This is a genomic window from Sphingomonas jaspsi DSM 18422 (genome assembly GCF_000585415.1).
In the GTDB taxonomy this organism is placed as follows: Bacteria; Pseudomonadota; Alphaproteobacteria; order Sphingomonadales; family Sphingomonadaceae; genus Sphingomicrobium; species Sphingomicrobium jaspsi.
Genome location: NZ_KK073876.1, coordinates 1,397,986 through 1,421,628, shown reverse-complemented (window position 1 = coordinate 1,421,628; position 23,643 = coordinate 1,397,986). Strand labels below are relative to the sequence as shown.

The 23,643-nt window shown below is 64.7% G+C and carries 43 protein-coding genes; 32 read left to right on the top strand and 11 right to left on the bottom strand.

The genetic code is table 11. The features are described from left to right. Positions 1 to 13: 13 nt before the first annotated feature. From G570_RS07425 to G570_RS07375, 11 genes are all read right to left on the bottom strand, one after another. Positions 14 to 706, bottom strand: coding sequence for a hypothetical protein (locus G570_RS07425; protein ID WP_156930373.1), 693 nt, complete (start codon positions 704 to 706; stop codon positions 14 to 16). A gap of 11 nt (positions 707 to 717) precedes the next feature. Continuing rightward, entirely contained in the window at positions 718 to 1,038 is a 321-nt protein-coding gene (locus tag G570_RS07420; RefSeq protein WP_037500727.1) for a hypothetical protein, read from the bottom strand. 114 nt (positions 1,039 to 1,152) lie between these two features. Further along, complete coding sequence (locus tag G570_RS07415) at positions 1,153 to 2,361, bottom strand: phage major capsid protein (protein ID WP_037500724.1); 1,209 nt, start codon at positions 2,359 to 2,361, stop codon at positions 1,153 to 1,155. Between the two features lie 15 nt (positions 2,362 to 2,376). Further along, the gene (locus tag G570_RS07410; RefSeq protein WP_037500722.1) at positions 2,377 to 2,769 is read right to left on the bottom strand and encodes a hypothetical protein; all 393 of its coding nucleotides are present in this window, start codon (positions 2,767 to 2,769) and stop codon (positions 2,377 to 2,379) included. Positions 2,770 to 2,781: 12 nt separating this feature from the next. Further along, a complete protein-coding gene (locus G570_RS07405) occupies positions 2,782 to 3,921 on the bottom strand; it encodes a hypothetical protein (RefSeq protein ID WP_037500720.1) in 1,140 nt (379 codons plus the stop codon). Positions 3,922 to 3,986: 65 nt separating this feature from the next. Next, complete coding sequence (locus G570_RS07400) at positions 3,987 to 4,388, bottom strand: hypothetical protein (protein WP_037500718.1); 402 nt, start codon at positions 4,386 to 4,388, stop codon at positions 3,987 to 3,989. A 1-nt stretch (position 4,389) separates the two neighbouring features. Continuing rightward, on the bottom strand, positions 4,390 to 6,525 hold the full coding sequence (locus G570_RS13200; RefSeq protein WP_051504155.1) for a hypothetical protein: 2,136 nt from the start codon (positions 6,523 to 6,525) through the stop codon (positions 4,390 to 4,392). Then, positions 6,522 to 6,854, bottom strand: coding sequence for a hypothetical protein (locus G570_RS07390; protein WP_037500717.1), 333 nt, complete (start codon positions 6,852 to 6,854; stop codon positions 6,522 to 6,524). The genes G570_RS13200 and G570_RS07390 overlap by 4 nt, the downstream gene beginning before the upstream one ends. Positions 6,855 to 6,899: 45 nt before the next feature. Further along, a complete protein-coding gene (locus tag G570_RS07385; RefSeq protein ID WP_037500715.1) occupies positions 6,900 to 7,484 on the bottom strand; it encodes a DUF4376 domain-containing protein in 585 nt (194 codons plus the stop codon). Between the two features lie 3 nt (positions 7,485 to 7,487). Continuing rightward, entirely contained in the window at positions 7,488 to 8,981 is a 1,494-nt protein-coding gene (locus G570_RS07380) for a hypothetical protein (RefSeq protein WP_037500712.1), read from the bottom strand. Continuing rightward, on the bottom strand, positions 8,978 to 10,720 hold the full coding sequence (locus tag G570_RS07375) for a phage terminase large subunit family protein (RefSeq protein ID WP_037500709.1): 1,743 nt from the start codon (positions 10,718 to 10,720) through the stop codon (positions 8,978 to 8,980). The genes G570_RS07380 and G570_RS07375 overlap by 4 nt, the downstream gene beginning before the upstream one ends. A 128-nt stretch (positions 10,721 to 10,848) precedes the next feature. On the opposite strand from G570_RS07375, the gene G570_RS07370 reads away from it, so the two are divergent. The 32 genes from G570_RS07370 to G570_RS07240 all read left to right on the top strand — a co-directional run bounded on the left by G570_RS07370 (position 10,849) and on the right by G570_RS07240 (position 23,643). Continuing rightward, positions 10,849 to 11,376 (top strand): hypothetical protein, encoded by a 528-nt coding sequence (locus tag G570_RS07370; RefSeq protein WP_037500706.1) that lies wholly within the window; start codon positions 10,849 to 10,851, stop codon positions 11,374 to 11,376. A gap of 3 nt (positions 11,377 to 11,379) precedes the next feature. Next, positions 11,380 to 13,827 (top strand): phage/plasmid primase, P4 family, encoded by a 2,448-nt coding sequence (locus tag G570_RS07365; RefSeq protein ID WP_037500702.1) that lies wholly within the window; start codon positions 11,380 to 11,382, stop codon positions 13,825 to 13,827. 458 nt (positions 13,828 to 14,285) lie between these two features. Further along, the gene (locus G570_RS07360; protein WP_037500698.1) at positions 14,286 to 14,999 is read left to right on the top strand and encodes a hypothetical protein; all 714 of its coding nucleotides are present in this window, start codon (positions 14,286 to 14,288) and stop codon (positions 14,997 to 14,999) included. Between the two features lie 98 nt (positions 15,000 to 15,097). Then, entirely contained in the window at positions 15,098 to 15,580 is a 483-nt protein-coding gene (locus tag G570_RS07355) for a hypothetical protein (RefSeq protein ID WP_037500695.1), read from the top strand. A gap of 66 nt (positions 15,581 to 15,646) precedes the next feature. Further along, positions 15,647 to 15,796 (top strand): hypothetical protein, encoded by a 150-nt coding sequence (locus tag G570_RS13690; RefSeq protein WP_156930371.1) that lies wholly within the window; start codon positions 15,647 to 15,649, stop codon positions 15,794 to 15,796. Then, the gene (locus G570_RS07350) at positions 15,789 to 15,986 is read left to right on the top strand and encodes a hypothetical protein (RefSeq protein WP_037500692.1); all 198 of its coding nucleotides are present in this window, start codon (positions 15,789 to 15,791) and stop codon (positions 15,984 to 15,986) included. Before G570_RS13690 ends, G570_RS07350 begins: the two co-directional genes overlap by 8 nt. Before the next feature lie 124 nt (positions 15,987 to 16,110). After that, on the top strand, positions 16,111 to 16,374 hold the full coding sequence (locus tag G570_RS07345; protein WP_037500689.1) for a hypothetical protein: 264 nt from the start codon (positions 16,111 to 16,113) through the stop codon (positions 16,372 to 16,374). Between the two features lie 22 nt (positions 16,375 to 16,396). Next, complete coding sequence (locus G570_RS07340; RefSeq protein WP_037500686.1) at positions 16,397 to 16,768, top strand: hypothetical protein; 372 nt, start codon at positions 16,397 to 16,399, stop codon at positions 16,766 to 16,768. A gap of 223 nt (positions 16,769 to 16,991) precedes the next feature. Beyond that, positions 16,992 to 17,291 carry a hypothetical protein gene (locus tag G570_RS07335; protein ID WP_037500683.1) on the top strand — a complete coding sequence of 100 codons (300 nt, stop codon included), beginning with the start codon at positions 16,992 to 16,994 and terminating at the stop codon, positions 17,289 to 17,291. Further along, on the top strand, positions 17,291 to 17,605 hold the full coding sequence (locus G570_RS07330) for a phage tail protein (protein WP_037500680.1): 315 nt from the start codon (positions 17,291 to 17,293) through the stop codon (positions 17,603 to 17,605). Before G570_RS07335 ends, G570_RS07330 begins: the two co-directional genes overlap by 1 nt. Then, positions 17,602 to 17,787, top strand: a complete 186-nt coding sequence (locus G570_RS07325; protein ID WP_037500677.1) for a hypothetical protein — start codon at positions 17,602 to 17,604, stop codon at positions 17,785 to 17,787. The genes G570_RS07330 and G570_RS07325 overlap by 4 nt, the downstream gene beginning before the upstream one ends. Continuing rightward, positions 17,780 to 18,118, top strand: coding sequence for a DUF6197 family protein (locus G570_RS07320; protein ID WP_037500670.1), 339 nt, complete (start codon positions 17,780 to 17,782; stop codon positions 18,116 to 18,118). The genes G570_RS07325 and G570_RS07320 overlap by 8 nt, the downstream gene beginning before the upstream one ends. Continuing rightward, positions 18,111 to 18,446 carry a DUF6197 family protein gene (locus G570_RS07315; protein ID WP_037500667.1) on the top strand — a complete coding sequence of 112 codons (336 nt, stop codon included), beginning with the start codon at positions 18,111 to 18,113 and terminating at the stop codon, positions 18,444 to 18,446. Before G570_RS07320 ends, G570_RS07315 begins: the two co-directional genes overlap by 8 nt. Then, complete coding sequence (locus G570_RS13685) at positions 18,436 to 18,606, top strand: hypothetical protein (RefSeq protein WP_156930370.1); 171 nt, start codon at positions 18,436 to 18,438, stop codon at positions 18,604 to 18,606. Before G570_RS07315 ends, G570_RS13685 begins: the two co-directional genes overlap by 11 nt. Further along, entirely contained in the window at positions 18,606 to 19,004 is a 399-nt protein-coding gene (locus G570_RS07310) for a hypothetical protein (protein ID WP_037500664.1), read from the top strand. Before G570_RS13685 ends, G570_RS07310 begins: the two co-directional genes overlap by 1 nt. Further along, positions 19,001 to 19,198, top strand: a complete 198-nt coding sequence (locus G570_RS07305; protein ID WP_037500661.1) for a hypothetical protein — start codon at positions 19,001 to 19,003, stop codon at positions 19,196 to 19,198. Before G570_RS07310 ends, G570_RS07305 begins: the two co-directional genes overlap by 4 nt. Further along, complete coding sequence (locus G570_RS07300; RefSeq protein WP_037500658.1) at positions 19,195 to 19,410, top strand: hypothetical protein; 216 nt, start codon at positions 19,195 to 19,197, stop codon at positions 19,408 to 19,410. The genes G570_RS07305 and G570_RS07300 overlap by 4 nt, the downstream gene beginning before the upstream one ends. Beyond that, entirely contained in the window at positions 19,403 to 19,789 is a 387-nt protein-coding gene (locus G570_RS07295; protein ID WP_037500655.1) for a hypothetical protein, read from the top strand. Before G570_RS07300 ends, G570_RS07295 begins: the two co-directional genes overlap by 8 nt. Next, positions 19,779 to 20,066, top strand: coding sequence for a hypothetical protein (locus G570_RS07290; protein WP_037500654.1), 288 nt, complete (start codon positions 19,779 to 19,781; stop codon positions 20,064 to 20,066). Before G570_RS07295 ends, G570_RS07290 begins: the two co-directional genes overlap by 11 nt. Beyond that, positions 20,063 to 20,233, top strand: a complete 171-nt coding sequence (locus G570_RS13680; protein WP_156930369.1) for a hypothetical protein — start codon at positions 20,063 to 20,065, stop codon at positions 20,231 to 20,233. Before G570_RS07290 ends, G570_RS13680 begins: the two co-directional genes overlap by 4 nt. Continuing rightward, a complete protein-coding gene (locus G570_RS07285; protein ID WP_037500653.1) occupies positions 20,230 to 20,595 on the top strand; it encodes a hypothetical protein in 366 nt (121 codons plus the stop codon). The genes G570_RS13680 and G570_RS07285 overlap by 4 nt, the downstream gene beginning before the upstream one ends. After that, positions 20,588 to 20,932 (top strand): hypothetical protein, encoded by a 345-nt coding sequence (locus G570_RS07280; protein ID WP_037500652.1) that lies wholly within the window; start codon positions 20,588 to 20,590, stop codon positions 20,930 to 20,932. Before G570_RS07285 ends, G570_RS07280 begins: the two co-directional genes overlap by 8 nt. Beyond that, entirely contained in the window at positions 20,925 to 21,149 is a 225-nt protein-coding gene (locus G570_RS07275) for a hypothetical protein (RefSeq protein ID WP_037500650.1), read from the top strand. The genes G570_RS07280 and G570_RS07275 overlap by 8 nt, the downstream gene beginning before the upstream one ends. Beyond that, complete coding sequence (locus G570_RS13675; protein WP_156930368.1) at positions 21,149 to 21,292, top strand: hypothetical protein; 144 nt, start codon at positions 21,149 to 21,151, stop codon at positions 21,290 to 21,292. The genes G570_RS07275 and G570_RS13675 overlap by 1 nt, the downstream gene beginning before the upstream one ends. A gap of 58 nt (positions 21,293 to 21,350) precedes the next feature. Further along, a complete protein-coding gene (locus G570_RS13670) occupies positions 21,351 to 21,500 on the top strand; it encodes a hypothetical protein (RefSeq protein WP_156930367.1) in 150 nt (49 codons plus the stop codon). Next, positions 21,497 to 21,799: a WYL domain-containing protein gene (locus tag G570_RS07270; protein WP_051504152.1), complete on the top strand. Its 303-nt coding sequence runs from the start codon at positions 21,497 to 21,499 to the stop codon at positions 21,797 to 21,799. The genes G570_RS13670 and G570_RS07270 overlap by 4 nt, the downstream gene beginning before the upstream one ends. A 164-nt stretch (positions 21,800 to 21,963) precedes the next feature. After that, positions 21,964 to 22,356: a DUF7831 domain-containing protein gene (locus tag G570_RS07265; protein WP_037500648.1), complete on the top strand. Its 393-nt coding sequence runs from the start codon at positions 21,964 to 21,966 to the stop codon at positions 22,354 to 22,356. Continuing rightward, on the top strand, positions 22,356 to 22,568 hold the full coding sequence (locus G570_RS07260; RefSeq protein WP_037500639.1) for a hypothetical protein: 213 nt from the start codon (positions 22,356 to 22,358) through the stop codon (positions 22,566 to 22,568). Before G570_RS07265 ends, G570_RS07260 begins: the two co-directional genes overlap by 1 nt. Continuing rightward, entirely contained in the window at positions 22,555 to 22,908 is a 354-nt protein-coding gene (locus G570_RS07255; RefSeq protein WP_037500637.1) for a hypothetical protein, read from the top strand. The genes G570_RS07260 and G570_RS07255 overlap by 14 nt, the downstream gene beginning before the upstream one ends. Then, on the top strand, positions 22,905 to 23,213 hold the full coding sequence (locus G570_RS07250; RefSeq protein WP_037500636.1) for a hypothetical protein: 309 nt from the start codon (positions 22,905 to 22,907) through the stop codon (positions 23,211 to 23,213). Before G570_RS07255 ends, G570_RS07250 begins: the two co-directional genes overlap by 4 nt. Next, positions 23,210 to 23,407 (top strand): hypothetical protein, encoded by a 198-nt coding sequence (locus G570_RS07245; protein ID WP_037500634.1) that lies wholly within the window; start codon positions 23,210 to 23,212, stop codon positions 23,405 to 23,407. Before G570_RS07250 ends, G570_RS07245 begins: the two co-directional genes overlap by 4 nt. Continuing rightward, on the top strand, positions 23,404 to 23,643 hold the full coding sequence (locus G570_RS07240; protein ID WP_037500632.1) for a hypothetical protein: 240 nt from the start codon (positions 23,404 to 23,406) through the stop codon (positions 23,641 to 23,643). The genes G570_RS07245 and G570_RS07240 overlap by 4 nt, the downstream gene beginning before the upstream one ends.

Sequence of the window (23,643 nt, the reverse complement as noted above, 5' to 3'; positions counted from 1 at the left end):
GCGGGGGTGTAGCTTACGCCGTGGTGCCTGTCACCGGGTCATCGCGAACGACGACCACGAGGAGCGCGCCCGTGTTGAGCGTCGGGTCAAGCTCGGGCGCCGCGGCAAGGGTGCCGTCGGAGATGTAGCCCTCAAGCTGCGCGCGGATCAGCTGCCAGTTGATGGTGGCGCGCTGGAACTGGTTGGTGCCCGACGCTTCCTTGGCGGCCAGGCTGACCTGCAGCGACGGGATAAGCGAGATGGCAGCGAACGCCTCGATGGCGTCGCAGACCAGCAGGGCGTCGTGCCCGCCGGCCAGCTCGACTGCCGTGAGGTTGTCGGCTCCGACCGTCTCGCGGAAGCGCCCGTAAGCGCCGACGAGGTCGATCGCTTCGTCGCCCAGCTCGTGAGGCTCGACGCCCAGCTTCCGGCGGACGCCGTCTTCCGACAGGCCGAGCGGAAGAAAGGCTTCGAGGCGGTAGCGGCGGCGGCCGTTCACGACCATACCGCCCGCCGTGTAGACCCACGCCAGCTCGCGCGGGCTGGCCAGTAGGCCGGGTTCGATTGTGTTGTCGTCACCCGAGACGAAGATGATGGCGGACACACTGTCCGCGGCGGGCGTGACGCTTCCGCTCGCGACCGTCAGGCCACGCGCGTCGAGCAGGCTCCAGAGGATGTCCCCGTCGGGGAAGCCCTGGTCGAACTCGACGAGCTGCGAAAGCGGCACGCCCGAGCGCATTACTTACCGGCCTTCTTCGTCGGCTCCTTGGCGGCTTCGGCCTTCGCAGCCGCTTCCTTTTCGGCTTCGGCCTTCGCAGCCGCTTCCTTTTCGGCTTCGGCTTCGGCCTCGGCCTTCGTCGGTATCGGATCGGCCGGCGGCACTGCGGGCGGTGCCGTCACGCCTTCCTCGTCCGTCTCGACCAGCTGGCCGAGCTCGAGGCGTTCCGTAATGAAGTCCGTGTGCGGGACGGTGGTAGGAACTCCGGGCAGAATTTCGTGACCGGAGGTGCGATCGAGCAGCATGAAGTTGCCGCTGGTTTTGACGGTGATTTCCTTCATGTCGCGACCTACGCATGGGCGGCCAAGACGGCCCAGATTGGACTGTGGATTAGGCAAAAGAAAACCCCGGGCCTCACGGCCCGGGGTTCCTGTTAGTTCCCGAAGGAAGCGGACTTAGGCCGCAGCCACCGCGTCGAGGTTCAGAATGTCGCGGGTGTCACCGAAGACCAGGCGGTAGCCCTTGTTCTCGGTCTTGACGTAGCGAACCTTCTGGTTCTCGATCGCGCGGACGCTTTCTTCGATGTCCGAGCCGTTTTCACGGAGCTCTTCGACCGTTTCGCCGCGGATGAAGCCGATCAGCTTCGAGGCCGGGGCGCTCGAGCTGACTTCGAAGTTCACCTTCGCGTTGAAGCGCGGGTTGGCGATCGCCGTTTCCACGCCAGCCTTGGCGAGGATGTCGGTCATGGTCATGCCCTGGCCGGTCGGGGTCGCGAACATGCGCTCCCACTCGAAGAACATGTCCCAGTTACCGACCACGGTGTCAACCGGGAGGCCCTTCTGCGCGCGGCTGATCAGCCACTTCAGGAAGATTTCCCAGTTCATACGACCGGCCTTGATGGCCGCGTGGTCGACATAGCCGGCACCCAGCGCCGAAGCGTTGGTCACCGAGGCCGCGCCGTTCACGCCGTCGCCGTTGATGAGCAGGTCGGTGACGATGCCCACCTGGCCGAGACCCGCCTCGCGGTTCACGCGGTTGGCATACGGGGTCACCACGTCGAGCGAAACGCGACGCTCGAACTCGTAGGTGAACTCGTAACCACCACCGAACTTGTGGAAGGTCACCGACTTCTGGTCGGTCTTCAGCGACCGGATCGGGATGCGGGCGCCTTCGGCGATGACACCAGTGGCCTGGTAGTCGTCGGCCTTGTCGTCGATGATCTTGGTGATCAGCTCGACGCCGTCCGAACCGCGGCTACCGGCGAGCATGCCATCGACGCGCTCGATCTGGTCCTGGCGGTAGCGCCACTGGACGACGTCATCGACGACTTCCGGGAACAGCGCGCGGGTGCCGGGGCGATACTGGAACGTCTCGGCGGCCGCCTGAAGCAGGATGCCCGAGTCCATGTCGTCCTGCACAGGCAGACCGAGGTGATGGAGGGCGACTTCGTAGCCGTTGAGACCAGAGCCCTTGTATTCGCCCGCATTGGGGTCGATCGCCAGGCGCAGGTAATCGCGCATGGCAAGGCCGTGGTTCTTCGCCGCGGCAACGAGGGTCTGGCCGGCGGCCAGGCTCTCGGCCGGGTTCTGGCTGTCGAGGCCCGCGAGGACGACGTCGGCCGCCTGACGGTTACGGGCGAGGTCGAGGAGGAACGGGGTCTTCATCTTCTTGAGCCTTTCTTACAGGAGCTCGACGACGACGAAGTCGGCGCCGGCTTCAACGACGAGGGTGTTGTTCGCGCCAGCAGCCTTCTTCACGAGGCCACCGCCCGCGCCCACGACGCTGTCACCGGGCACGATGCCGTGCGCGGCCGCAGCCGGGAGCTTTTCCTTGAAGCGACGCTGGACAGCGCCCTTAAGGCCCGCACCCTGCTGGGTGCGGTCTTCGAACGTGGTCAGACGGCCACGGATGGTGTCGCCGTCACCGGCGAGCTTCATCTTGCTCGCGCCGGTCGGGTCGATCGACAGCGCCTTGCCGACGTCGGCGAGGACGGTGCCGGCCGCCAGGTTGTAGGTGAACGTGAAGTCGTCGAGCGGGAAACCGAACGAGACAACATTACGGGGATCGTACATTCTAGGTCTCCCTTACTTGCGGGTCTTGAAAGCCGAGAGGTCGGCCTTCGGAGCGGTGTCATCACCACCGGCCTGCTGCGAAGCGCCGCCAGCCGGAATGAGCGCGGTGAGGCCCTGCGTTTCGGCGTCGATCGCGGCGGTGAGCGCGGCAACGTCGGTCGGCAGGTTCTCGGCCGTCTTGCCAGCCGCGGTGAGCAGCTTGGTCAGCGAGGCGGTGAGCCAGGTGACGGCGGCTTCAGCGTCGGCCGTGCGGCTTTCGCCTTCGGCGGCCGTGAGCTTGGTCTGCAGCTCGTCGCGCTCGGCGGTCAGCGTCGCGACCTGCCCGAGAGCTTCGTCGCGTGCGGTGTGAGCGGCGGTGAGCTGCGCTTCATGCGCCGTCGCCGCAGCCGTCAGGACGCCGACCTGGGTCTTGGCGTCGATGAGGTCGGCAGTGAGCTTATTCGTGTCCATCGGTGTGCTTTCTCCACGAGACGCCTGGCAAACCAGACCGTCGATTTCGAAGCCTGCGGCAGCGAGACGCTGTGCAGACGCGGGGGCGAGCTTTGACGTGGAGCGGCCAACAATTTTAGGCTTGTCGGCTGCACCGCGGGCAACCAAGCTCAACTCGATGAGGCTAGCGAGGCCGACCATGCGGACATGGACGCCATCCTTGCCGACCTCATGGTCGTTGGAGCAGGTGCGGGTGTAGAAGTTCTCCCAGTTCGCGCCCTCGCCCAGGTAGTCGAAGTCACACTCCGAGCACTGGTAGCTGGTGGGCAGGAACGAGATGCTGACCTCGTCCATCGAGCCGGCATCGATCTTCGCCGCCATCTCGGCTTCGGTCTTGTCGAGGTAGAAGAGGGTGCGGAGCTCGAAGTCGCCGCTCGAGCTGTAGTCGATGCCCGCCTGGAACACGCGGCCCTTGGGCACGCCCGACATGTCATGGTTCATGACCAGCGGGATGTGGCCGCCATTGTTGATGTGGTCGGCGATCTGGCGCAGCGTCAGCGGGGTCGCGATCGCGCCTTCCCAGATCGTGCCCTTCTTGCCGGGCAGCGGCAGGTTGTTGAGCGAGATGCTCTCAAAAACGGCGATGCCGTCCGTATCGACGTCGGGGCCGACGCGGTCGTGGATCAGCGAGATCAGCTCGGGGGTGAGTTCGAGGCGCTTCATACCCTGCGCCTACGCGGCGGGGGATGGCCCCTTCGAGGAAAGAGCCGTCAACCGCGATCCACCGCTTATGTGAACTCGACCGTGCGGCTCTGGCCGTTGGTCCAGGGGTTGGCCACGCCTGCCCAAGTCCAGCGCGAATAGGACGGAGAGGTGAATGTCGCCGACGCGCGCGTGACGGTCGCAACGACAGTCGCGCCATTTTTGATGGTCATGGTCGTCCAGCCGCTGTTGGCGCGGACGCCCGCCACTTCGAAGATGAGCGAGTTCGTCGCTTCGTCGTGGTAGATGCCGTTGATGGTCGCTTCGCCGTAAAGGGCGCTGGTGCCGTCGGTGCAGGTGCCGACGCCACCCAAGGTGAAGCCACGGGTGCGGTTCGGCGTCGTGCCGACCGAACCGGCCACAACCGTCTGGGTGTCGAGGGCTGTCGATGCGCGCTTGGCCATCAGCAGCATCTGGATCGGCATCATGTTACGGTTCGATCTGCGGCGGGAACACGTCGAACTTGCTGTCAGCAGCGTTCCAGATCATCGGGAAATACATGGTCTTGCCAGCCGTCGTCGCCGCGGTCAGCGCGCCGCCGATGCCGCGATACTGGGAGCCCCAAGTGATGGCGCGCGAGGTGCCGTTGTCCTTGATGCGAAGCGCCATGCCCCAACCGTCCACAGCCGTGCCGGTCGGATTGGCGACGTTCATAGCGTTCGCCAGCGCCGTGACGTTGATCTGGTCGTAGGCGAAGTCGGGCGTCAGCGTCGCGGGCGTCGCCTGGTTGGCCGGCAGCTGCGGGTTGTTGAGCGCGACTTTGTTGCCATTCCACTTCAGGCCGCCAGTGCCATACCAGTCGGCGTCGCCGGTCGCGTTGTAGCGCCAGTAGCCCCACTGCGTGGCGCCGTCCGAAGACAGCATCTGCTGGATCGCATAGCCCAAGGTGGCGTTCGCGCGCAGGCGAAGGCCGCCGGTTGTGCCTGCGTTCGGCGTGATGAAGTTGCCGATGCCCGAGAAGACGTTTTCGGTCGCGTCGAGCGCGGCGCCGTTGGTGATCCCGTAGCCCGTGAGGGTCGTCGGCTTGCCCGAGACGATGTCCGCCCAGGCGTGGGTGTGGCCGTTGACCGAGAAGGTCACGGTGACGCCGTTGACCCGGGCTTTGAAGCCAGCGGTCGTCGACCAGAAGTCACCGTTGTTGGGGGCCGTCGGGTCCGCGCCGTGCGGGTGGTTCACACCCGCGCCGCCGGCAGCCGACGCCTTGGACGTGAACAGGCCGGTCATGGTGCCGCCAGCCTTCGACAGCTTGGTGGCCTCGAGCTTGCCGATCGCCGACAGGACCGTGTCGGTTGCGCTGACCGCACCGGTCGTTGCCACATCGATCGCCGTGAGCGCCGTCGCGCGCACGCGCCCGACGGTGAAGTAGAGGTTGGTCGCGCCTTCGGCCAGGCTGTCGGTCGACGTCGCGGTCGTGCCGCCCGACGCCGCCGCGGTCATGTCGAAGTAGGCGCTGCCCGACCAGCGCCACATGTGGCTGTCGTTCAGCGAGATGTAGATTTTCCCCGCCTCGCCCACCGCCGGGAAGGCCGCCGAGTTGGCGTATTCGAGGACGTCGTCGACGTAGCTCGGCAGGTAGCTGGCCGGGATTTTGTTCGTCGCGTCGGTCAGCAGCAGGCCGTTCGGCACGCCGATCAGCGAGCTGTCGATCTTGCCGTTGACGGTCGCTTCAAGGGCCGCGATCTTGTTGTAGACCGCATTGCGGGTCGGGGCGAGCAGCGAGCCCGCCCAGCCCGCACCGTAGGCGACGTCGTTGACCTGAACGCTCGCGAACTCGGCGGCCCCGTCCGCCTTGAGGCGGAACTTGATCGCGTCGGCGCTGTCGACGGCCCGGAGGAAATCGCCCGTCGCCCCGTTGACGACGTTCTTCAGCTGGAACACCGGGAGCGTGCCGCCCATCCCCGCCTGGAAATGGTAATGGGCCGCGCCGGTGTCGTAGAACTGCGTCCCGTTGACGAGGAACAGCGCGGTCCCATTATACCAGCTGTCAGTGAAGGCCTGGTAATCGGTGACCGATCCGACCGTGCGGGTGCGACCCTGGCCTTGCTGGCTGACCTGGATACCGGAGTAGCCCGAGCCATTGTTCGAAATCTTCAGCGAAGGCTGGTTATAGGCCCCACCCCCGTCGATGATCACCCCGTCGCTGCCCGCTTGCAGCCAGGTGGTGGACCCGTCGGCGGGCTGGAACTTATGCTTGACGGCCCGATAATTCGCGGCGTTCGCATCGACGAACAGGCGGCCAAAGGTCGACCAAAGGGTCGTGCCACCCATCGTGAAGGTGCCGTTGACCGTAAGGTTGCCGGTGACGGTTCCGCCTGCGGCGGCGAGCTTGCCGTCGAGTGCCGCCTGCAGCCCGGTGACGTCTGCGATTGCGTGGGTGTGAGCCGCGTTGGCCTTCGCGGCGAACTGGGCGATCAGCTTCTGGGCCGACCAGGTGCGGTCAGCCGCGGCGCTGGCGTCGTCGAGAACCGAGAGCGCGCCCGTGCCGTAGGCTACCATGACGCGCATCGGCGGCTTGCCCGGCTGGACGACAACCTTTTCGAGGACCTGCTGCGTGATCTGGGTCATTCAACCCACCCAGTCACATAGCAGACGCCGGTCCACAGCGGGGTCGGCTGCGCGGCACTGGTCTCGAGGAAGATGAAATCCTTGATCTTGGACTGGTAGATCGCCTTCACGTTCGCTTGGGTCAGCGTCAGCTGCATCTGCGCGGGCTGACCGACGACGTTCGTCAGGGCGACGTTGATGTTGGGGCCAACCTCGAACATCACCGTGGTGCCGACCATGTTGCGGAGCGCGCCCGTGATGTCGGTGAACTCGACCGTAAGGACTGCACCCTGCCGGCCGTGCAGGTGGATGTCGCCGTTGTTGTCTACGAGGGCTTCGGGCTCAACCATGCCCCGGCTTTCGCCAGAGGCATGGTCGATTTCTAGGAAAGAGGATTACACCGCCGCGGTTGTCGGCCAACCATTGTCGATGTCGTCGATGACGAGCTGCAGCTCGGCAAGACTACCGGCCGACTTGACCTGGTCCTTGAGCTGCCACGCACGGCCCATGATGCCCGCACCCCATTTACCCATCGCTAGCAGGACGGCCGAGCCTTCGCGGTAGGTGCATTGCAGGGTCTCGTTCGCGGCCGTGCGGAACGTCGCGCCGGGCTCGTCGCCGAGGCCGAGCCCGATCGCCGCGGAATAGCTGACCTGGCTGGACAGCCAGTTGGTCCGGTCTTCGGCGTCGCGGCACTGCAGCCGGTGGCCGGCGAGCGGGCCTTGGCTGACTTCGAAGCCGTCGAGAAACGCCTTGGCCGCCCGGGCTTCGATCAGCTTCTTCGCTTCGGGGCCGGCCTTGGCGAGATACAGGACCGGATAGTCGTTGATGATCTCCATCGCGCGCTCGGCGTCCGAGGCCGAGTAGACCCAGAAGCCTTCCTCATCGAGCGTCTCGGCATAGCTGGGGATGCCAGCCTGCTTGGCGATCCATGCCCGGTCGTAGGTCGGGTTGATCAGGGTGCGACACATCGTGCTCATCGTCTATTCCTTCTTGGCGGTTTTCGTCTGGGGCGCCGCAGCGGGCTTGCTCGCGTTGGACTTGGCCGACTTGCCGCCCGGCGGGGCGAGCGAGCGCCCGTGGGCGTCCTGGTTCGGGGAGATGTCGGTCACGTCGACGTTCGCCGCCCCGGCGTTCGGGGTCAGGAAGTTGGTGCCCGACAGCTGCTCCGCGCCTTCCGGTGCCGGGCGGCCATACATCTCCATGTGGTATTCGTCGTCGGTGATGAGGCCGGCCGACAGGTCCTGCTTGAGGCGCGACGACTTCATCACCTTCTGCGGCTCCAGCTCCAGCTCCGGCCGGAGCTCGACCGGGCGGAAGCGCGCTTCGATCCGGCCCTGATAGCCCGCGAGGCGTGCGGCGAGGGTCAGCGACTGCGTCAGGACGCCCGCGACGGCGCGGTTCATGCTGTCGGCGCCGAGCGCGAACAGGCGCGCTTCGGTGCCGGCCACCTGGCCGCCATCCGCCTTGCCGATCACGGCCGGCATGACCTTGAGCGCCGACTGGTTCTGCGCGTCCAGCACGTCGATGATCTGCTGGATTTGCATCCCGGCGCCGGGGTTCTTGTCGTTGATGACCCTGGCCTTGACCGCGCTCGAGTGGACCAGCGCCTGGTCCGACCGGATGGTCTGCAGGGCGGTCGTCAGCTTGGCGATCTCGCCGTCCACGAACTCGCGCATCTTCTTGGGGTCATTGCGGATGATGACCGGAGCGTTCTGCTGCAGCACCTCTTCCAGCACCTCGAAGTCGAGGCGCGGATAGCCGACCACCCGCATGATGCGGTAGAGCTCGTTGATGACTTCCTGCCGCGCGGCGATCGTGTTGATGGCCGAGACGAAGGGCGAGAAGGTGTAGATGTCGGTCGGGTTCTGGTGGAACCGGCTCGTGAAAAAGGTCGGGATGTTGAGGTCGATCTCGACCTGCGAGCCCTTCGGCTTCTGGACCGGTGCGAAGACGCCCGGCGTCTTTTCGTTCCAGATCAGCGATGCCGGGTCGACGAGCCGCAGCTCGCTCGGCACCATCTGCTTGTCGAAGACGAGCTCGGCCGCGACCATCCCGCGGAGCATCATGAAATAACGGATGCTCTCGCACAGCGACGAGAGCAGCGGCTTGGCCGAATAGCCTACCGAGTAATCCGAGACGGTCGTCAGCTGGTCGAGCAGCGCCCGGCCGAGCTTGACGCCTTCCATGTCCAGCTGGGCCTTGTCGTCGAAGGCATAGATGACGAGGTCCGCGCTACCCGCGATCGTGAGGTAGGCGTGAACGGCGGCCGAGACGTCCGGGTCTTGGTTGACCGCGGCGCTCAGAAGGTCGCGGCTGTCGCTCGACAGGCGCGAGTTGTAGAGGTCCTGGAGGTGCTCGCGGTAGGTCGGAGCCTTCAGGAGCGGCTGACGCTGGTTGTAGGTCGGCGTGAAGGACTTGCCGCCCTTGACGCCCTTGCCCTTCGGCAGGATCAGCTTGACCGGGTTGAGCTTCATTCGCGTCCAAGCCTCGAACTACGGGCCGCGCTGCCGAGCAGCGGGCGGCCCTGGGTGGTTGCGCCGACAACGGTGCCGACGATGGTGGAGGAACTGCCTTCGGAGCCGCTCTGCGTGTGATACATGTGCTCGCAAATCCTCCGGGAAAGCATGTTGAACGCCATGCTGTGGAAGAAGTGATCGTTGCCGCTCGTCTTCTTCCACACCGCTTCCGCGTTGGCGTCGGGTTTTTCGTCGCGCACCATGTCGCAGACGTGGGTGATGAGCGTCTCCTTCAAATGCGTGTAACCACGGATCACCATCTTCCGTTGGCCGATCACGGCCTGCATGCGGTCGAAGATGAGGGTCGGGTTCGCGCTGTAGTGAGTGAGCTCGCCCAGCTCGTCCTTGACCGGCGCCAGGCCGGCCACGCCACGCCACTGGATCGGCATGATGACGCCACCGGTGTGCTGGCGGATGGCGTCCGCCGTCGGCGTGAACGGGAAGCGGTCGATCGCGCCCTGCACGACGTTGTAGACCATCCGCAGCTCGGCGATCCGGGTCTCGAGGCGGGCGTAAGGCACGGTCTCGAACAGGACCCAGACCGGCTCGAAGGTGACCGGGTCGTCGTAGGATAGGGTGATGTGGCACTGGAAGCCGACGTCGACCCCGAGGAACACCGGGGTGTCATCCCCGACGTTCGGAATTTCGCCGCCCTTCATGCAGGCTTCGACGTCGTCGCGCTGGATTTGCGCGTCGGCCGAGTTGTAGGGCTCGCCGAGCACGGTGTTGTAGAAGCCGCGGATGAAGCCCTGCGTCCGGTATTTCGCCAGCTGGCCGAAGACATAGGCCGGGTTGAGCCGGCCGGCGCTGAACGGGCGGACGTAGTAGCCGCGGAAGGCGGTGCGGCCCGGGTGGCGGGCCACCCACTCGCGCATCTCCGGGTTCGCCAGGTCGAGCCGCGCGTGGCACTTCTCGCACTTCACATAGGTCTCATCGAGCGCCATCAGCGCGATCTGCTCGGCCGTGATGTCCGTCAGGTCCTTGACGTCCAGCATGTCGGCTTCTTCGCAGTGGACGAAGCGGCGGTTGAAAACCGGGATTTGCCAGTGGTTGCAGCTGCCGCAGCGGGCCAGATATTCACGCTGGTCGGTGAGCGCGTAGCTCTTGTCGATCCCGAAGCCCTTGAAGGTCGGGGTCGAGAACTTCTGCGTGATCTTCATGTCCGAGTTCTGCAGACGCGACTGGTAGAGGCCGATCATGTCCTCGGGCGACAGGTCGAGCTCGTCGTGGAACAGGAAGTCGGCCGGGATCGAGGTCGCGTCGTCTTCGCCGCAGCCGGTGATGTAGCCGAAGCTGTCGCGGATTTGGACGAGGCCGGTCGACCGGATCGGCTTGGTGTCAGTGGGCGGATTGAAGATCTCGTCGCGGTCCATCATCGGCTTGAGACGGGTCTTGTAGACGCGCTTGAACATGTCCTCGTTCGGCAGGGTGAAGATGCCGGAGAGGTTGTCCTGGCGGGTCAGCATCGCGAGATATTTGCGGAGCTGAACCTCGGTCAGACCGACCTGCGAGCACTTGATGACCGACAGGTCGGGGTGCATGTCGTCGATGATCGCGCGCTGGAACTCGTATTTGTCGAAGCTGAACGGCGTGGCCCGCTTGATCGTCGTGTTGTTGCTGATCCAGTCGCTCATCGACTGGTTCGAAGCGCCCGCGCCGTAGCGCGCCTTCACAGTCTGGTAGAGCTCTTCGAACATCCACCACGCTAAGGCCGAGAACGGGGTGGTTGAACAAGGTGGAAATCAGATGTGGTGGACGGTGACTGACTGAGTCACTTCAAAAAGTTGGCTGGAGAAAATTTCCGGCCGAGGGGCATAGGGTGGGCATGAGCAACTACCCCACCCTTCGCCTCGGCGTGCTGTCTGGCCTCGCCGATCTCAAGGCACAGTGCGACGCAACCCCCGGGTTCCTTCGCAAGCCGGACTGCCCCTACGACAACGACACTGTCGCGCTCCTCGAAAAGCTGTTCCAGCCCAAGGAGATCGAGGTGATCGTCGAGAAATATATCGACAAGCCCACCCGCGGCCAGGTCGGCCGGCCCAAGAAGTCGGGCGAGATCACCGACGATGACGCGGTCGAGCTCGAAACCGAGGCGAAGGAATTGCTCAAGGAACTGCGCGAGCTGGGCAAGGATGCCGACGGCGAGCTGAAGAACCTCGACACGTCGACCAAGCTGACGATCATCAAGACCCAGACGACCTTGATGGAGAAGCTGGTCTCCATCCGCGAGCGGTTCGCATCCGTCCGCAAGGTCGCGACCTTCCAGTCCACCGTCGTCGGCATCCTCGACGACCTCGTGCCCGACGAAAAGCGGGACGAATTTCTCAAGCGCCTCGAGCCCTTCCGGAGCTAACCCATGTCCAACGTCTTCCGTGAATTTGCCCCGCTCTACTGGGAGGCGGGTCTCCCCGCCATGCCGCTCAAGGTCCGCAGCAAGGCTCCGATCCTGTCGGAGTGGACCCAGTATGGCACCAACATGCCGTCCGCGGCCGTCCGCGGCCACTGGCTGGAAACCTACCCCCGCTCGAACATCGGCCTGCCGTTCGGTCCTGCCTCGGGCCTGTGCGCGATCGACATCGACACCACCGACCCCGAGCTGGTCGAGATCATCGAGGACTGCCTCCCGATGACCCCGTGGCGCCGTGTCGGTGCGAAGGGCTGCGCGCTGATTTACCGCTGGCAGGGCCAGAAGAACTTCAAAATCCGCTCGGACGAGGGGATGATCTGCGAGTTCCTCGGTCTGGGCAACCAGATGGTGCTGCCGCCGTCGATCCACCCCGATACGGGCGAGGCGTATACCGCCAACACCAACCTGTGGGAGGTGATGGACAAAATCCCGGTGCTGCCGGTGACCATCGAGACGCAGCTGCGCGAGGCGCTCGGCGTCAAGGGCGGCGTGTCGCTCGCCCACGAGGGGCGCTCGAAGCCGCTCGACGTCGTCCCGGCCGGCGAGCGTGATATTCAGCTGGTCCGCCACGCGGGCTACCTGGCGCGCGTCGTGTTCGGTCTCGACAAGAACGAGAAGTGGTCGCTGTCGGAAGCGATGCAGCACATGCACCACTGGGTCGAGAATTTCACCGCGGGCGTCGCGGGTGATGACATGGACCCCCAGAAGGGCATCGCGAAACTGCTCGAGTTCCTGCTGAAGGACATCGAAGGCGGCCGTACGCTGCCGGAAGGCTGGGACGCGGGTCTCACCGAAGAGCAGCTGGCCCACCCGACGATCGCGGCGATCGCCGAGAAGAACAAGGCGGAACGCTGGACCTTCTCCCGCGCCCGCGACTGGATCAACGAGCAGGTCTCGGCGAAGCCCGCCGACGACGACTGGGCGCTGACCAAGGTCGAGGAGCTGGTGGCTCAGGTCGCGAAGGACGAGCAGTTCGCCGAGCACCACTTCGACGCGCTGATCCCGGTGCTGGTCAATGCCCTCGGGGCGGTGAAGATGTCGAAGCCCGCCCTCAAGAAGATGTTCGTCATGGCCCGCGTCGGCTCCGGCGACGGGGCGGCGGAAGATCATGAGGCGATCGCCCGCATGGTGATCGAGGACATCTCGCGCGGCGGCGAGCTGCGTCACGACCAGGGTGCCTTCTGGCAGTGGAACGGGTCGTGCTTCGGGATGCTCGACGACAACGACATCTACCGCCACATCGCGGAGCGGGTGAAGGGCAACGCGCTGGCGCGGCGCCACAACGACTATGCGTCGATCGTCAAGACGATCAGCGCGCTGGTCAACATGCCGCTGGAGGAAAATCCGGAGCTCGGCATCAACTTCGCCAACGGCTTCCTCGACATGTCGCTGCAGCTGCACGACCACGCGCCGCACTTCGGCAAGACGTTCACCCTGCCGTTCAACTACATCCCCGAGCGCCGCCACGAGTGCCACCGCTTCCTCGGCATGCTGGAGAGCGCGTGGGGCGATGACGCCGACTACAACGAGAAGGTCGCGGCGCTGCAGGAGGTCATCGCGGCCACCATGTTCGGCATCGCGCCGGAGTATCAGCGCGCGATCCTGCTCTACGGCCCGGGCAAGACCGGCAAGAGCCAGGTGCTGGAAATCCTCGACGCGATGATGCCCGACAACGCGGTCTGCGCCCTACCCCCGCACAAATGGGGCGAGCGGTTCGCGCTGACGGCTCTGGTCGGCAAGGTGCTCAACGTCTGCGGCGAGCTGCCGGAAGACGCGATGATCGCGGGCGAGCGGTTCAAGGGGATCGTCTGCGGCGAGCGCCAGGACACCGAATACAAGGGCAAGGACGGGTTCACGTTCCCGCCGATGGCGGCGCACTGGTTCGCCTCGAACCACCTGCCGCGCTCGCGCGACACCTCGGATGGCTTCATCCGCCGCTGGATCATCTTCGAGTTCACGAGGAAGGTCCCCGAGAGCGAGCGCATCCTGAACTTCGCCGAGGTCGTGATCTCGGAAGAGCGCGAGGCGATCGCCGCGTGGGCGGTCGACGGCTTGAAGCGTCTGCTGGAGCAGCGGGAATATACCTTGCCCAAGTCGCACAAGCGGCTGGAGAACCTGGTGCTCCGCTCGAACAACAGCGTGGCCGCGTTCCTGCAGTCGTGCGAGCGCGTCCGTCCGGACGAAGCCTCGGTCGCGGACTGCCGCACGGTGTTCGACCAGTATCTCTTCTACATGAAGGATGTCAGCCGCGGCATGGGCGTCACCTTCGAGCGGTTCAAGACGATGCTCGAGGGCCTGGGCTACCGGGTGATCGAATATCAGGACGAGATGCTCGTGACGCGCGACAAAGTCGTCGGATTGAAGGTTACTGTGCCTACTCTGGCCAAAGCTGCCTAAAACAGCGCGGTTTTGAACAAAAACAAGGGGTCGAGACACGTTCTCGGCCCCTTTTTCGTAGTTGTGGATTAGAAAAACGCGAAAATTTCCCCGGGATATTTGGGGCATGATCTCCCTCTAAGTGAAAAAATCTGGGGCAAAAAAGGTGGCACCCTTCCGGCCTAAGTGCCTGAAAACAAAGGTTTCTTAGTGCTTGACACGTCATTTAGTCACCTATCGGGGTGTGTTACTATGGCATGAGAAGTTTTTCTTTTAGTGGTCACTGTTTCTGTCAGAACAATCGCATGAGACGGAACACACAGCGAGGCGCAACGCCCACCCAAACCCCGAAGGGGTTGGGGCTAGCTATGTCTGAAGCGCGCGGGACTGTCCTCTCGCTCGGCCTCGGCGCGTGCCCGTCTCATGCCAACGGCCTTTGGGAAATTTCCCAAGGCAGCAACGGAAAAGGAAACGATACCATGACCAATGAAACCAGCACCATTGCCCTTTCGGCTGAAGCTTTCAATGCAGCCGACTATGCCGTCACGACCGAAGCCCTACGCCAGAAAGAAGTCGCTAGCGAGAATGCCCGTTCGGCATGGGGGCAAGCAACCCTGTTCGGCCTCTACACCAAGGCGATGACCGAAGGCGACTTGACGGCTGCCTTGCTCGCCACGTTCAAGCCGAAAAAGCCGAACGGCAAGGCGGGCGATAGCCTCTCATCGCTTCGCTATGCCAAGGGTGGCGATGCCGTCCGCAAGGCAGCGACGCTGTGTCTGGAAATGATTGAAGCAGCCGAAGCGGGCCGCATCGCCGACACGTTCAAGCCGCGACTGGTGGCGTTCATCACCGCATCGCCCGATGCGCCGAAGTCGCTTTATGCCTTGCGCGATGAAATGGCCGCGATGCGCCGCGAAGCCGCCAAGGCCGACAAGGGCGAAGCGGAAGGCGAAGGCGAAGGCGAAGGCGAAGGCGAAGGCGAAGGCGAAGGCGAAGCGACGGGCGAAGCGGTTGCGACGACTCCGCTTGCCGTCATGGCCGAGCGACTGGCGCTTCGCCTTGCCGAAGCCGACGTTGCCGAAGTCATTGCGGCCGACAAGGCGTTGTTCGCCCTGATGGAAGCCATCCGCGCGGCGGAAAATCGCGCCCTTGAAGCCGAAGGCGAAGCCGAAGCCGAAGCCGTCAACGGTTAATCGCCCGCAACCCTGCTTTGGGAAATTTCCCAAAGCAGGGTCATGGCAAGGGACGCGCGCCGCCCCTTCCCCTGACCCTGCTTTATCTGGAGGCCGTTATGGACACGAACGCGCAACAATTCGCCCGCCTTGGCAACCCGTGGGTTGCCGAACGCGACCGGCGGGAAATGGAAACCTGCCAACCGTCGCGCAAAGAGGCGCGCCAGAACAGGAACGGCTATCGCAAGCCGACGCCCGCGCCGCTTGTGAAGGGCCGGCCGCGCGCCGAGTGCGACTATTTCCAGTCGATCGCAAAGTCGCGCGCCTTCCTGTCAGCGTTCAAAACGTCGCTCGAAGCCGTCCAGCCGCAACCGTTCATCGAGCGGCACGAACGCCAACCCGCGCCGCGCGCCCCGTTGCCGGTCAAGGCGAAGCTCGACCCGCTTTCGCCCGAAGCGATTGCGGCCGAGTGCGACCGGCTGGCCCGCGCCACCGAAGCCGCCAAGGCCGAGGCGGCCGCCATCCGCGCCAAGCAAGCCGACAAGGCCTTGGGCAAGGCGCTGGCCGCGTTCGACCGCAAGATGGCCAAGGTTATCGACTGAATTTTGGGAAATTTCCCAAACCAACCTCACCCCGCTTCGGCGGGGTTTTTTATTGGAGTGAACGACATGATGGAAATTCTTCGCGCCCAGGCGCTCGCGGACTGGACGCACTACGACACGCTCGCCCGCCGTTACGGCTCGGCCAAATGGGCCGCCAAGGCCCGCTGGGCCAAGGGTCTCTTTGTAGCCTTCGGCGGAGTCCTGGCCGATGCGTAAGCTCGTCATCCTCGTCGGCGGCGCGATGGCGCTGCTCTGCCTCGCCACGGTCGTGGTCTCGGTCGTGGTCGCGCTCGAGCGCCCGCCCCTGATGATCCTCGCCGCCTGCGGCCTCAACGTCGTCGCCTACGGCACCGCCTCGGCCCTCGTCTTTCGCGCGCTCCGCAAGGATCTCGCTCGCATCAAGTGACCTAGTCACTTGCCCTACCGGTGGATGACGCCCGCCGGATTTTAGGACAGTTCCAGCGTCACCAACCAACCACGTTTCAACATTCGCCGGCCGCTCGTGCGCCCGGCCACAGGAGGACTTTGCCATGAACACGACCCTCATTCCCACCCTGCCGATCGCCAAGGTCGCGAGCCTCGCCGAGTGGCAGGCCAAGCAGGCGCTGCGGTGCGGCCGTGCCGGCGACGACGCCGGCTTCGCCATCCACGCCAACCGCATGTATGACCTGCTGGAGGCCGCGCGCTACCCTGTCCTCACGACCCAGAGCCTCGTCCGCGCCCTCGGCCGGTCCAAGGCGATGGTCATGAAAATCGAACGGCCGATCATCAACCTTGCTCTCGAAACTGCTTAAGCGCCCGTCGCGGGCAGACCTCGTGCTGCTCGCGACGACGCCCGGTATTCCTATAGAGTGGGTCTACGCGCTCGGCGGCATCGGTCCCAAGGCCCGCAAGGGTCTGACCAATATGATCGACGCCGCCGACCCGGCCGAGGGCCAGGTGCTCGCAGAAAGCCTCCTCCCAGGAGATGGTTTGAAGATGATCGCCGCCGTGTGTCCGGACTATGCCGGTGCCGCGCCGCTGTGGACGCAGCTCGACCTCAAGAACGACAAGAGGTCGGCCGCGGCCATTGCCCGTGAACTGGGTGTTCACCCGAAAAAGGTCTGGCGGTGGCGGCGAAACGTCATTTTCGACCCTTTGACCGGTGTGCGGCTGGTTGCGGCCCGTGGTCGGACTCGCGCCTTATAGGATTTTTTCGAGTGACTAGGTCACTTGTCCCCAATCCCAACTGTTAGCGAAATTTCCCACTTTCTGGGAGCGGACAGTTGGGAAATTTCCCAAATCCCATCAAATCCCCCTCACCCAAGGATAGTCTAACTAACTGTTTCTCTTACTCTTTTTAATTCATCTGGTTATAGAGTCTAAGAAAATAAGTTAGTAAGAAAAATCCTTATAGGACGGAGTTCACCCCATGCACCGCTTCATCATCCCCGCCATGATTGGCGCCATCGGCATCCTGACCGGCAACTTCCTCAACGAGCGCGAGCACCGTTGGGACAACGTCATCGTCGTCCACAACGGTGCCGTCGTCGCGAACCCCGACACCCTCACCGTCAACGAGCTCGCCGAGAGCCAGGTCGTGAGCCTGCGCGCCCGTCTCATCGGGTTCGACTGCGAAAACCAGAAGGTGCTGGTCAACTGGGACGGGGACGCCTTCCCCACCTGTCGCAAGATCGAGACCGTCGCCCGCGCCCGCAAGGAGGCCATCTGATGACCGCCTACCTCGTCAAACGCGACGGCCACACCATCGCCGGTCTCAAGACCGACGAAGTCACCCACAACCCGCCTGGCAAGATGACCCTCGCCGGGACCGGTGTGTTCGTCAGCAAGCAGGCCCGCGACCAGGCACTGTCCGACGCCGTGACCGGCCGCTCCGACCTCTACGAACTCAGCTTCGAGGACGGCCGGCGCGTCAAGGGCAGCTTCCACGTCTCGCACCTCAAGCACCGCTCGGTCTACGCCGGAGAGGAGACCTTCCTCTTCGCGCTGTCGACCACCAAGCCCGTCGAGGTGCTCGGTCTTTGATCAATCCCTTCCTCGCCTGCGAGCTGAAGCGTGCCGAGCGCACCTTCAGCAAGCAGGGCCAGCCCAACCTTGCCTACATCACCCACCGCGCCCGCGGTGACATGGCCGACAGCATGAACCCCGACGAGACCGAGGCCCACCGCCTCGTCCGTCTCGCCTTTGGAGACCAAATCGATGCGTGACACTCTCATCAAAGCCCGCGAAATCCTCGCCAAGGGTCAGTGGACCCAAGGCGGCTGCTACGCCGCCGATCCACACGGCGTGGCTATGAACTACAATTATGCCGACGCCGAGACCTGTCACTTCTGCATGCTCGGCGCGCTGGGCGTCGTCAACCGCACCGCCGACATCCTGCTCACCGAGACGCCGGAAAGCCTCGCGCTCGCCCGTGCGCTGGACCCGACGGCCGACCGCGACACCACCTTCGACCTCGTGACCGAGTTCAACGACGCCGACACCACCACCCTCGCCGACGTGCTGGCCGTGTTCGACAAGGCGATCGCCGATGCCTGACCTCCTCATCCGCGTCCGCGAAATCCTCGCCGACCCCGAGCACTGGACGAAGGACAGCTTCGCCCGCGACGACAACGGGTACTTCATCGACCCGACCGAGCCGGTTGCCCGCTGCTTCTGCCTGGACGGCGCCCTCATCCGCGCCGCCCACGAGCTGCACCCTGAGGTCAACACCTCGAACCCGTATCGCTTCGGGGAATATCGCGACGCCGCCGACCGGCTCTCTAACTTCGCAGGCCGCAACCACCTCCAATTCAACGACGACCCCGAGACCACTCACGCCGACGTCCTCGCTCTCATCGACAAGGCGATCGCCAATGCGGACTGAGTTCTTCACCCGCGCGCCCGCCAAGCCCGCGCCCGGGCACCGGACCTATTCCGGCCCGCGCACCCTCAACAACCCGCTGCCGCGGATCGACCACGAACACCTGCGCGCCGTGCTCGACGCCCGCCGCGCGCTCTGCCTCGACGAAGGAGTGACCCTCTGATGAAAGAACTCTGCTACTTCGAGTGGCTGGACACCTACCAGCCCATCAAGAACCACCTCGACCAGCACGCCTCCTACGACGGCACCCTGTTCGAGACCTTCGGCGACGAGATCACCGAGGTCCACGCCACCGACCCGCACCTCGTCTGGACGCTGATGGACGAGGACGGCACGATGTGGATCGCGCCCGGCCGGCACTATGTGAACCGCCTCGGCTACTTCATCTGCGCCGAGCCGTGGAATGACGAGAGCCAGCAGGTCACGCTCGAGGTCCCGCGCTGGAGCGTGGTCGACGGCGCGATCCACTATTCCGACGGTGACCCGGACGACCCCACCGAAGCCGTCCCGGCCGACGAGATCGTCGACCTGCTGAACAGCGAAGGGATGCAGCGCGGATGAGCGTCCTCGACCAGGCGCTCGCCTTCGCCAACGACGAGAAGCACGGCGGCGCCGGCTACACCCTGATGATCCACCTGATGGGCCAAACCGACATCGAGGTCTGGGTCTACCCCGGCCCGCACTTCAAGGACCGGGAAGACAACGACGTCTTCTTCAACCTCGCCCACGTCACCGCGGTCTCGGTGCTCTGGTGACGGACCACGTCCGCCAGCTGAACGACGACACCGAGACCGTCATCGACCTCGCCCGCACGATCAGCACCCGCGAATATCGCGGCCTGCCCCGTGCCTTCTGCTCCTCGGAGCTGCCCGAACCGGCCGCCCACCTCGTCGAGGAGGCGATCGCCCACCTTCACCTCGCCCACAACCTGCTGGCCCGTGCCAGCCTGGAGACCCGCAATGCGTAATTTCCCCGTCCACTTCTCCCTCATCGAGGGCAGACCCACCATCTGGGACCAGCCGACGCCGGCGTCGACCCCGGCCCACCTCCACCTCAACGACGATGGCAGCTTCGTCATCGCTGGCGACTTCGGCCAGGACGTGCGCCGCAAGCTCGGCGTGCGCTGGACCGAGGCGCTGTCGACGGCCGCGCACGACATCATCATGACGACGACCGACAACCCTGACGTCAAGTCGCGCGCCAGCGAGTTCGCCCAGCTCGCCGTCGGCACCATCCTGATGCCGCATCAGGTCGAATACGCTCACTGCCTGCTGCAGCGCCTCGACCTCCACGACGTCCGCCCGGCGCACGCCGCGTTCAAGAAAGCATGGTCCGATGCCCAATAGCCAGATCAAGCTCGAGACCTACAGCCCGTGGAACGGCTACCCGACGATGGCCGACGCCCTCGACGGGGGCAGCGCGCTTTACGAGCTCTCGCGACACGACTTCGATCGGTCGTCCTACGGCACGATCGCCGACCACATGGACGTCGCCCAGACGACGGCCCGCATGATCGGCGTCGACCCCGTCCACTTCGTCATCAACCACATGGGCAAGCGCATTGACATGGGCGGGAAGCTCGACCTCGCCGACGCCCTCAAGCAGATTGGAATTTCGCTTTGAACACCGGCTCTGCCGCCCTCGGCATCTTCGCCCTCTGGCTCTTCATGGTCTGCGCCATCGCCAGCCTCGTGACCAGCTTCATCATGTGGGACCTGCAGTGGTTCTGGTCGTCGTACGCCGGCTGGCGCGTCCTCCTCGTCCTCGCCTTCGTCGGGTCGAACCGATGATCGAACGCTTCAAGAAGCTCTTCGCGAGCCGCCCGCAAGCCGGCCATTTCGTCCCGTCAACCGACGAGGAGCTGTGGTGGCTGCTGGCGCAGCTCACCAACTATCCGACGCGCGTCGATGAGGCGCGGACCACCAGCATCTCGTTCCTCTTGAACAGCGCCGCGGCCACGCTCCACGCGCTGACCGGCGACAATGTGGTGGGCATCGCCCTCCGCATCGAAACGGAAGACGACTTCAACCCGCAGGACCTCGAAGACCTCGGCTGCGAGGACGTCCACGACGACGGCGAGATGGTCAGCTTCGTGCTGCCCTTCGCCCGCCTCGCCAACCTGCCCAAGATCAGGCAGCTGCTCGATGCTTGAAGTCGGCAAAATCTACGAAACCGTCGGGGGTCGCTGCCAGGTCGAAATCCTGCGCGAAATGCGCCGCCCGCGCGACTCCCAGACCGTGTTCATGGGCGTCGCCATCTACGACGACTACGACGCGGTCGGCGTGTGGACCGAGCAAGGGACGAACGTCGCACCCCGTGACGGCAAACCCAACCCCGGCATCAACCTCCGCCTCCCCCGTCGATACATCGACCTCGACAACGCCATCTGCCTGATCCACGGCCGCGCCGACCTGCTGGCCGGCGCCGTCGAGGGGCTGATTATCGACGACCTCAAATCAATGCCGTTCAAGGAACTGCTCGATGCGTAACACCGGCTTCATCGTCACCCGCGCCCGCGGCGTGACCGTCTTCACCCCCGTCGCCGACGCCCGCTCGGACCAACCCTGCCCGCTGGACTGGTGGGAGACCCACTTCGAGGACGCCGTCGGCAACTGCGGCGTGGTCGACAACCCGGCCCAGGCCGACACCATCATCGTCGCCATCAAGGAAGACGGCTTCGACATCACGTTCGCGAACGAAGTCTGATGCGTAAGTCGACGCTCGACAGCATCAGCTATTCCGTCGCCGCGCGCCGCGGCCGCAAGGCCCGGCGCAGCACGCCCAACCCCTACGACCAGATCACCCAGCCGGGGCTGCATGCCTATTGGGAGCGCGCCCACAGCAAGTGACCTGGTCACTACCTCCGTTCCCTCTGCCCAACCCGCCCGACCTCTGAAAGGAAGGGTCATGACCTACACCCTCCACTTCGCCGGCCAGCCGGTCACCAAACCCTATGGCGATTGGCGCCAGGCGGCCGACGCCGCCCTCGCCCTTGGCCTCGCCACCCGTGTCTTCGGGTGCATCTTCCAACTCCTTCCGGGAGCCAGCATCAAATGATCGACCTCATCGAAAAAGCCATCAACGGCAAGAACCTCATCTCCTTCCGCTACGACAACGAGAACCGCCTCGTCGAACCGCACGCCCTCGGCGCTACCAGCAAGGGCAAGATGAGCATGCGCGGGTTCCAGCCAGCCGGCGGCACCCAGCGCGAGCTCGGCTGGAAGCTGTTCACCGTCGACAAGATCGAGGACCTGACCGTCCTCCCGCTGACCTTCGAGGAGCCGCGCGACGGCTACTCGCTCAACGACAAGCAGCTGCCGCACATGGTGGCGCAGCTCGATGCTATCGCTGCGTGAAGCCACTGCCCGAGCCCACGCGGCCGGCGCCACCGACGACGACATCCAGCGATACGCCGACAACATCAAACCCGGCGTCCCGACCAACAACATGATCCGCGCCCTCAATATGCACCCGTGGCACAACACCGCGGACGATTGGGCGCGTCTTGCAGGAGCTCTCCATGCTCGTAAGTTTCGACGGCCACTACAGCGCCGACCTCTGCCGCGGTAACCCGCTGCACGTCTTCCTGTTCGGCGACAACCTCATGCGCCGCGGCTTCGGTGGCCAAGCCATCATCCGCTGCGAACCCAACGCCTTCGGCGTCCCGACCAAGCGGGAACCGGACAACCGCCTCGAGTCCTTCTTCGAAGACGGCAACGCCCGCGACCAGCAGGCGCTGGTCACCGCAATCCTCATGGTCAAGGCGATGGCGCGCACGATGGACGTGGTCGTGCCGGTCCTGCCAGGCACCGACGAGCCCAGCCTCGGCTGCGGTCTCGCCAACCTGCCGAACAACGCACCGAACCTCTACCAGCTGATCGTCAGTCAGCTGCGGCCGGAAGGGCGCCTCTGATGGCCGAGGTCAAGGTCACCAAATCCCGCACGATCACGACGATCGAGCGAACCAAGCTCGAACTCGACCTCGAAGACGTCGAAATCATCATCCGCAACCATTTCGCGCTCCCGGCCGAGGGCAGCTTCTCGTGGGACGCCGACCGCTACGGCGACGTCCACGGTGTCGTCTTCAGCTATGAGAAAAAGGACACAGTCGATGCCGACCTATAACGTCCCCGTCACGCGCGACGTGACCGAAACCACCACCTGGCGCGTCGAAGCCGACAACCCCGAAGAAGCGATCGAAACCGCGGTGAAAAAGGCCCGCCAGTTCGGCCAGACCGGCATGCTCAGGTTCGAGCGCGACGACTGCACCAACATGGAGCGGGAAGTCTATTTCGCCGGGGACCCAAGCGACCTCGAGCTGATCGCCGACAACGACGAGAACGGCCAGTGCAAGCACTGTGGTCGGGACAACAGCGACTACCGCCTCAACCCCTGCAGCGCCGACTGCCCCCTCTATGACGAGGCCAAAGAGGTCCACCCCGACACGGAGGCCGATGAGCTATGAACCGCTACTACATCGAGTGCCACGAGGACGGCGAAATGCTCGCCACCTCGTCCTTCACCATCACCGCGCGCGGCCCCGCCGAGGCCAAGCGCAAAGCCGCGCAGGAGATGCGCCTGGCCTACGGCCGGGAAGACACGCCGCTCCGGGAATATCTCGACGACCAATTCCATCTCGACAGCTGCACGGAGCTCGAGGACGGCCTGCCGTTCCAATCGCCAGTCCAGACCGCGATCGAAGCCCTAGTGGGCACCCCCGCCGGCCGCCAGCTCGACCGCTGGTATCAAGAAAGGTGCGACATCCTATGACCCAATACGAACAACTTTCCAACGAAGACCTCGCCGACCAGCTGCGGGCGGCCGCCGACGCCGACATCTATGTCGACACGACCCTCGCCGGGCGGGGCGAGGACGAGGCCGCCACCTATGACGACGCAATCGAGCGGCTCCAACAGCTTGTCATGGAAGCCGAGCGCCGCCTGCGGTTGGGGGTCGGTCGGTGAGCGACTACCTCCAGATCACGACCGGGGTGCCCGCGTCGACGCAGTCGGGCGCTTTCATGAACGCCACCCAGCAAACCACCGAGACCGACCTCTCGGTCAGCATCGCGATCCACCTGCCCGACCACATGCAGGACCTGCTCGAGGATGAGCTCGCCACGCTCATCAAGCAGGAGCTGCTGCCTCTCGCCCAGGTCGGCTGGCAGATCGAAGTTCAGATCGGACCCGACGATGAGTGA

What these genes read in the sequence shown, in the direction of transcription:
- G570_RS07420 (WP_037500727.1), bottom strand. Translation starts at nt 1,038, where the DNA reads ATGAAGGAAATCACCGTCAAAACCAGCGGCAACTTCATGCTGCTCGAT.
- G570_RS07415 (WP_037500724.1), bottom strand. Translation starts at nt 2,361, where the DNA reads ATGAAGACCCCGTTCCTCCTCGACCTCGCCCGTAACCGTCAGGCGGCC.
- G570_RS07410 (WP_037500722.1), bottom strand. Translation starts at nt 2,769, where the DNA reads ATGTACGATCCCCGTAATGTTGTCTCGTTCGGTTTCCCGCTCGACGAC.
- G570_RS07405 (WP_037500720.1), bottom strand. Translation starts at nt 3,921, where the DNA reads ATGAAGCGCCTCGAACTCACCCCCGAGCTGATCTCGCTGATCCACGAC.
- G570_RS07400 (WP_037500718.1), bottom strand. Translation starts at nt 4,388, where the DNA reads ATGATGCCGATCCAGATGCTGCTGATGGCCAAGCGCGCATCGACAGCC.
- G570_RS13200 (WP_051504155.1), bottom strand. Translation starts at nt 6,525, where the DNA reads ATGACCCAGATCACGCAGCAGGTCCTCGAAAAGGTTGTCGTCCAGCCG.
- G570_RS07390 (WP_037500717.1), bottom strand. Translation starts at nt 6,854, where the DNA reads ATGGTTGAGCCCGAAGCCCTCGTAGACAACAACGGCGACATCCACCTG.
- G570_RS07385 (WP_037500715.1), bottom strand. Translation starts at nt 7,484, where the DNA reads ATGAGCACGATGTGTCGCACCCTGATCAACCCGACCTACGACCGGGCA.
- G570_RS07380 (WP_037500712.1), bottom strand. Translation starts at nt 8,981, where the DNA reads ATGAAGCTCAACCCGGTCAAGCTGATCCTGCCGAAGGGCAAGGGCGTC.
- G570_RS07375 (WP_037500709.1), bottom strand. Translation starts at nt 10,720, where the DNA reads ATGTTCGAAGAGCTCTACCAGACTGTGAAGGCGCGCTACGGCGCGGGC.
- G570_RS07370 (WP_037500706.1), top strand. Translation starts at nt 10,849, where the DNA reads ATGAGCAACTACCCCACCCTTCGCCTCGGCGTGCTGTCTGGCCTCGCC.
- G570_RS07365 (WP_037500702.1), top strand. Translation starts at nt 11,380, where the DNA reads ATGTCCAACGTCTTCCGTGAATTTGCCCCGCTCTACTGGGAGGCGGGT.
- G570_RS07360 (WP_037500698.1), top strand. Translation starts at nt 14,286, where the DNA reads ATGACCAATGAAACCAGCACCATTGCCCTTTCGGCTGAAGCTTTCAAT.
- G570_RS07355 (WP_037500695.1), top strand. Translation starts at nt 15,098, where the DNA reads ATGGACACGAACGCGCAACAATTCGCCCGCCTTGGCAACCCGTGGGTT.
- G570_RS13690 (WP_156930371.1), top strand. Translation starts at nt 15,647, where the DNA reads ATGATGGAAATTCTTCGCGCCCAGGCGCTCGCGGACTGGACGCACTAC.
- G570_RS07350 (WP_037500692.1), top strand. Translation starts at nt 15,789, where the DNA reads ATGCGTAAGCTCGTCATCCTCGTCGGCGGCGCGATGGCGCTGCTCTGC.
- G570_RS07345 (WP_037500689.1), top strand. Translation starts at nt 16,111, where the DNA reads ATGAACACGACCCTCATTCCCACCCTGCCGATCGCCAAGGTCGCGAGC.
- G570_RS07335 (WP_037500683.1), top strand. Translation starts at nt 16,992, where the DNA reads ATGCACCGCTTCATCATCCCCGCCATGATTGGCGCCATCGGCATCCTG.
- G570_RS07330 (WP_037500680.1), top strand. Translation starts at nt 17,291, where the DNA reads ATGACCGCCTACCTCGTCAAACGCGACGGCCACACCATCGCCGGTCTC.
- G570_RS07320 (WP_037500670.1), top strand. Translation starts at nt 17,780, where the DNA reads ATGCGTGACACTCTCATCAAAGCCCGCGAAATCCTCGCCAAGGGTCAG.
- G570_RS07315 (WP_037500667.1), top strand. Translation starts at nt 18,111, where the DNA reads ATGCCTGACCTCCTCATCCGCGTCCGCGAAATCCTCGCCGACCCCGAG.
- G570_RS13685 (WP_156930370.1), top strand. Translation starts at nt 18,436, where the DNA reads ATGCGGACTGAGTTCTTCACCCGCGCGCCCGCCAAGCCCGCGCCCGGG.
- G570_RS07310 (WP_037500664.1), top strand. Translation starts at nt 18,606, where the DNA reads ATGAAAGAACTCTGCTACTTCGAGTGGCTGGACACCTACCAGCCCATC.
- G570_RS07305 (WP_037500661.1), top strand. Translation starts at nt 19,001, where the DNA reads ATGAGCGTCCTCGACCAGGCGCTCGCCTTCGCCAACGACGAGAAGCAC.
- G570_RS07295 (WP_037500655.1), top strand. Translation starts at nt 19,403, where the DNA reads ATGCGTAATTTCCCCGTCCACTTCTCCCTCATCGAGGGCAGACCCACC.
- G570_RS07290 (WP_037500654.1), top strand. Translation starts at nt 19,779, where the DNA reads ATGCCCAATAGCCAGATCAAGCTCGAGACCTACAGCCCGTGGAACGGC.
- G570_RS07285 (WP_037500653.1), top strand. Translation starts at nt 20,230, where the DNA reads ATGATCGAACGCTTCAAGAAGCTCTTCGCGAGCCGCCCGCAAGCCGGC.
- G570_RS07280 (WP_037500652.1), top strand. Translation starts at nt 20,588, where the DNA reads ATGCTTGAAGTCGGCAAAATCTACGAAACCGTCGGGGGTCGCTGCCAG.
- G570_RS07275 (WP_037500650.1), top strand. Translation starts at nt 20,925, where the DNA reads ATGCGTAACACCGGCTTCATCGTCACCCGCGCCCGCGGCGTGACCGTC.
- G570_RS13675 (WP_156930368.1), top strand. Translation starts at nt 21,149, where the DNA reads ATGCGTAAGTCGACGCTCGACAGCATCAGCTATTCCGTCGCCGCGCGC.
- G570_RS13670 (WP_156930367.1), top strand. Translation starts at nt 21,351, where the DNA reads ATGACCTACACCCTCCACTTCGCCGGCCAGCCGGTCACCAAACCCTAT.
- G570_RS07270 (WP_051504152.1), top strand. Translation starts at nt 21,497, where the DNA reads ATGATCGACCTCATCGAAAAAGCCATCAACGGCAAGAACCTCATCTCC.
- G570_RS07265 (WP_037500648.1), top strand. Translation starts at nt 21,964, where the DNA reads ATGCTCGTAAGTTTCGACGGCCACTACAGCGCCGACCTCTGCCGCGGT.
- G570_RS07260 (WP_037500639.1), top strand. Translation starts at nt 22,356, where the DNA reads ATGGCCGAGGTCAAGGTCACCAAATCCCGCACGATCACGACGATCGAG.
- G570_RS07255 (WP_037500637.1), top strand. Translation starts at nt 22,555, where the DNA reads ATGCCGACCTATAACGTCCCCGTCACGCGCGACGTGACCGAAACCACC.
- G570_RS07250 (WP_037500636.1), top strand. Translation starts at nt 22,905, where the DNA reads ATGAACCGCTACTACATCGAGTGCCACGAGGACGGCGAAATGCTCGCC.
- G570_RS07245 (WP_037500634.1), top strand. Translation starts at nt 23,210, where the DNA reads ATGACCCAATACGAACAACTTTCCAACGAAGACCTCGCCGACCAGCTG.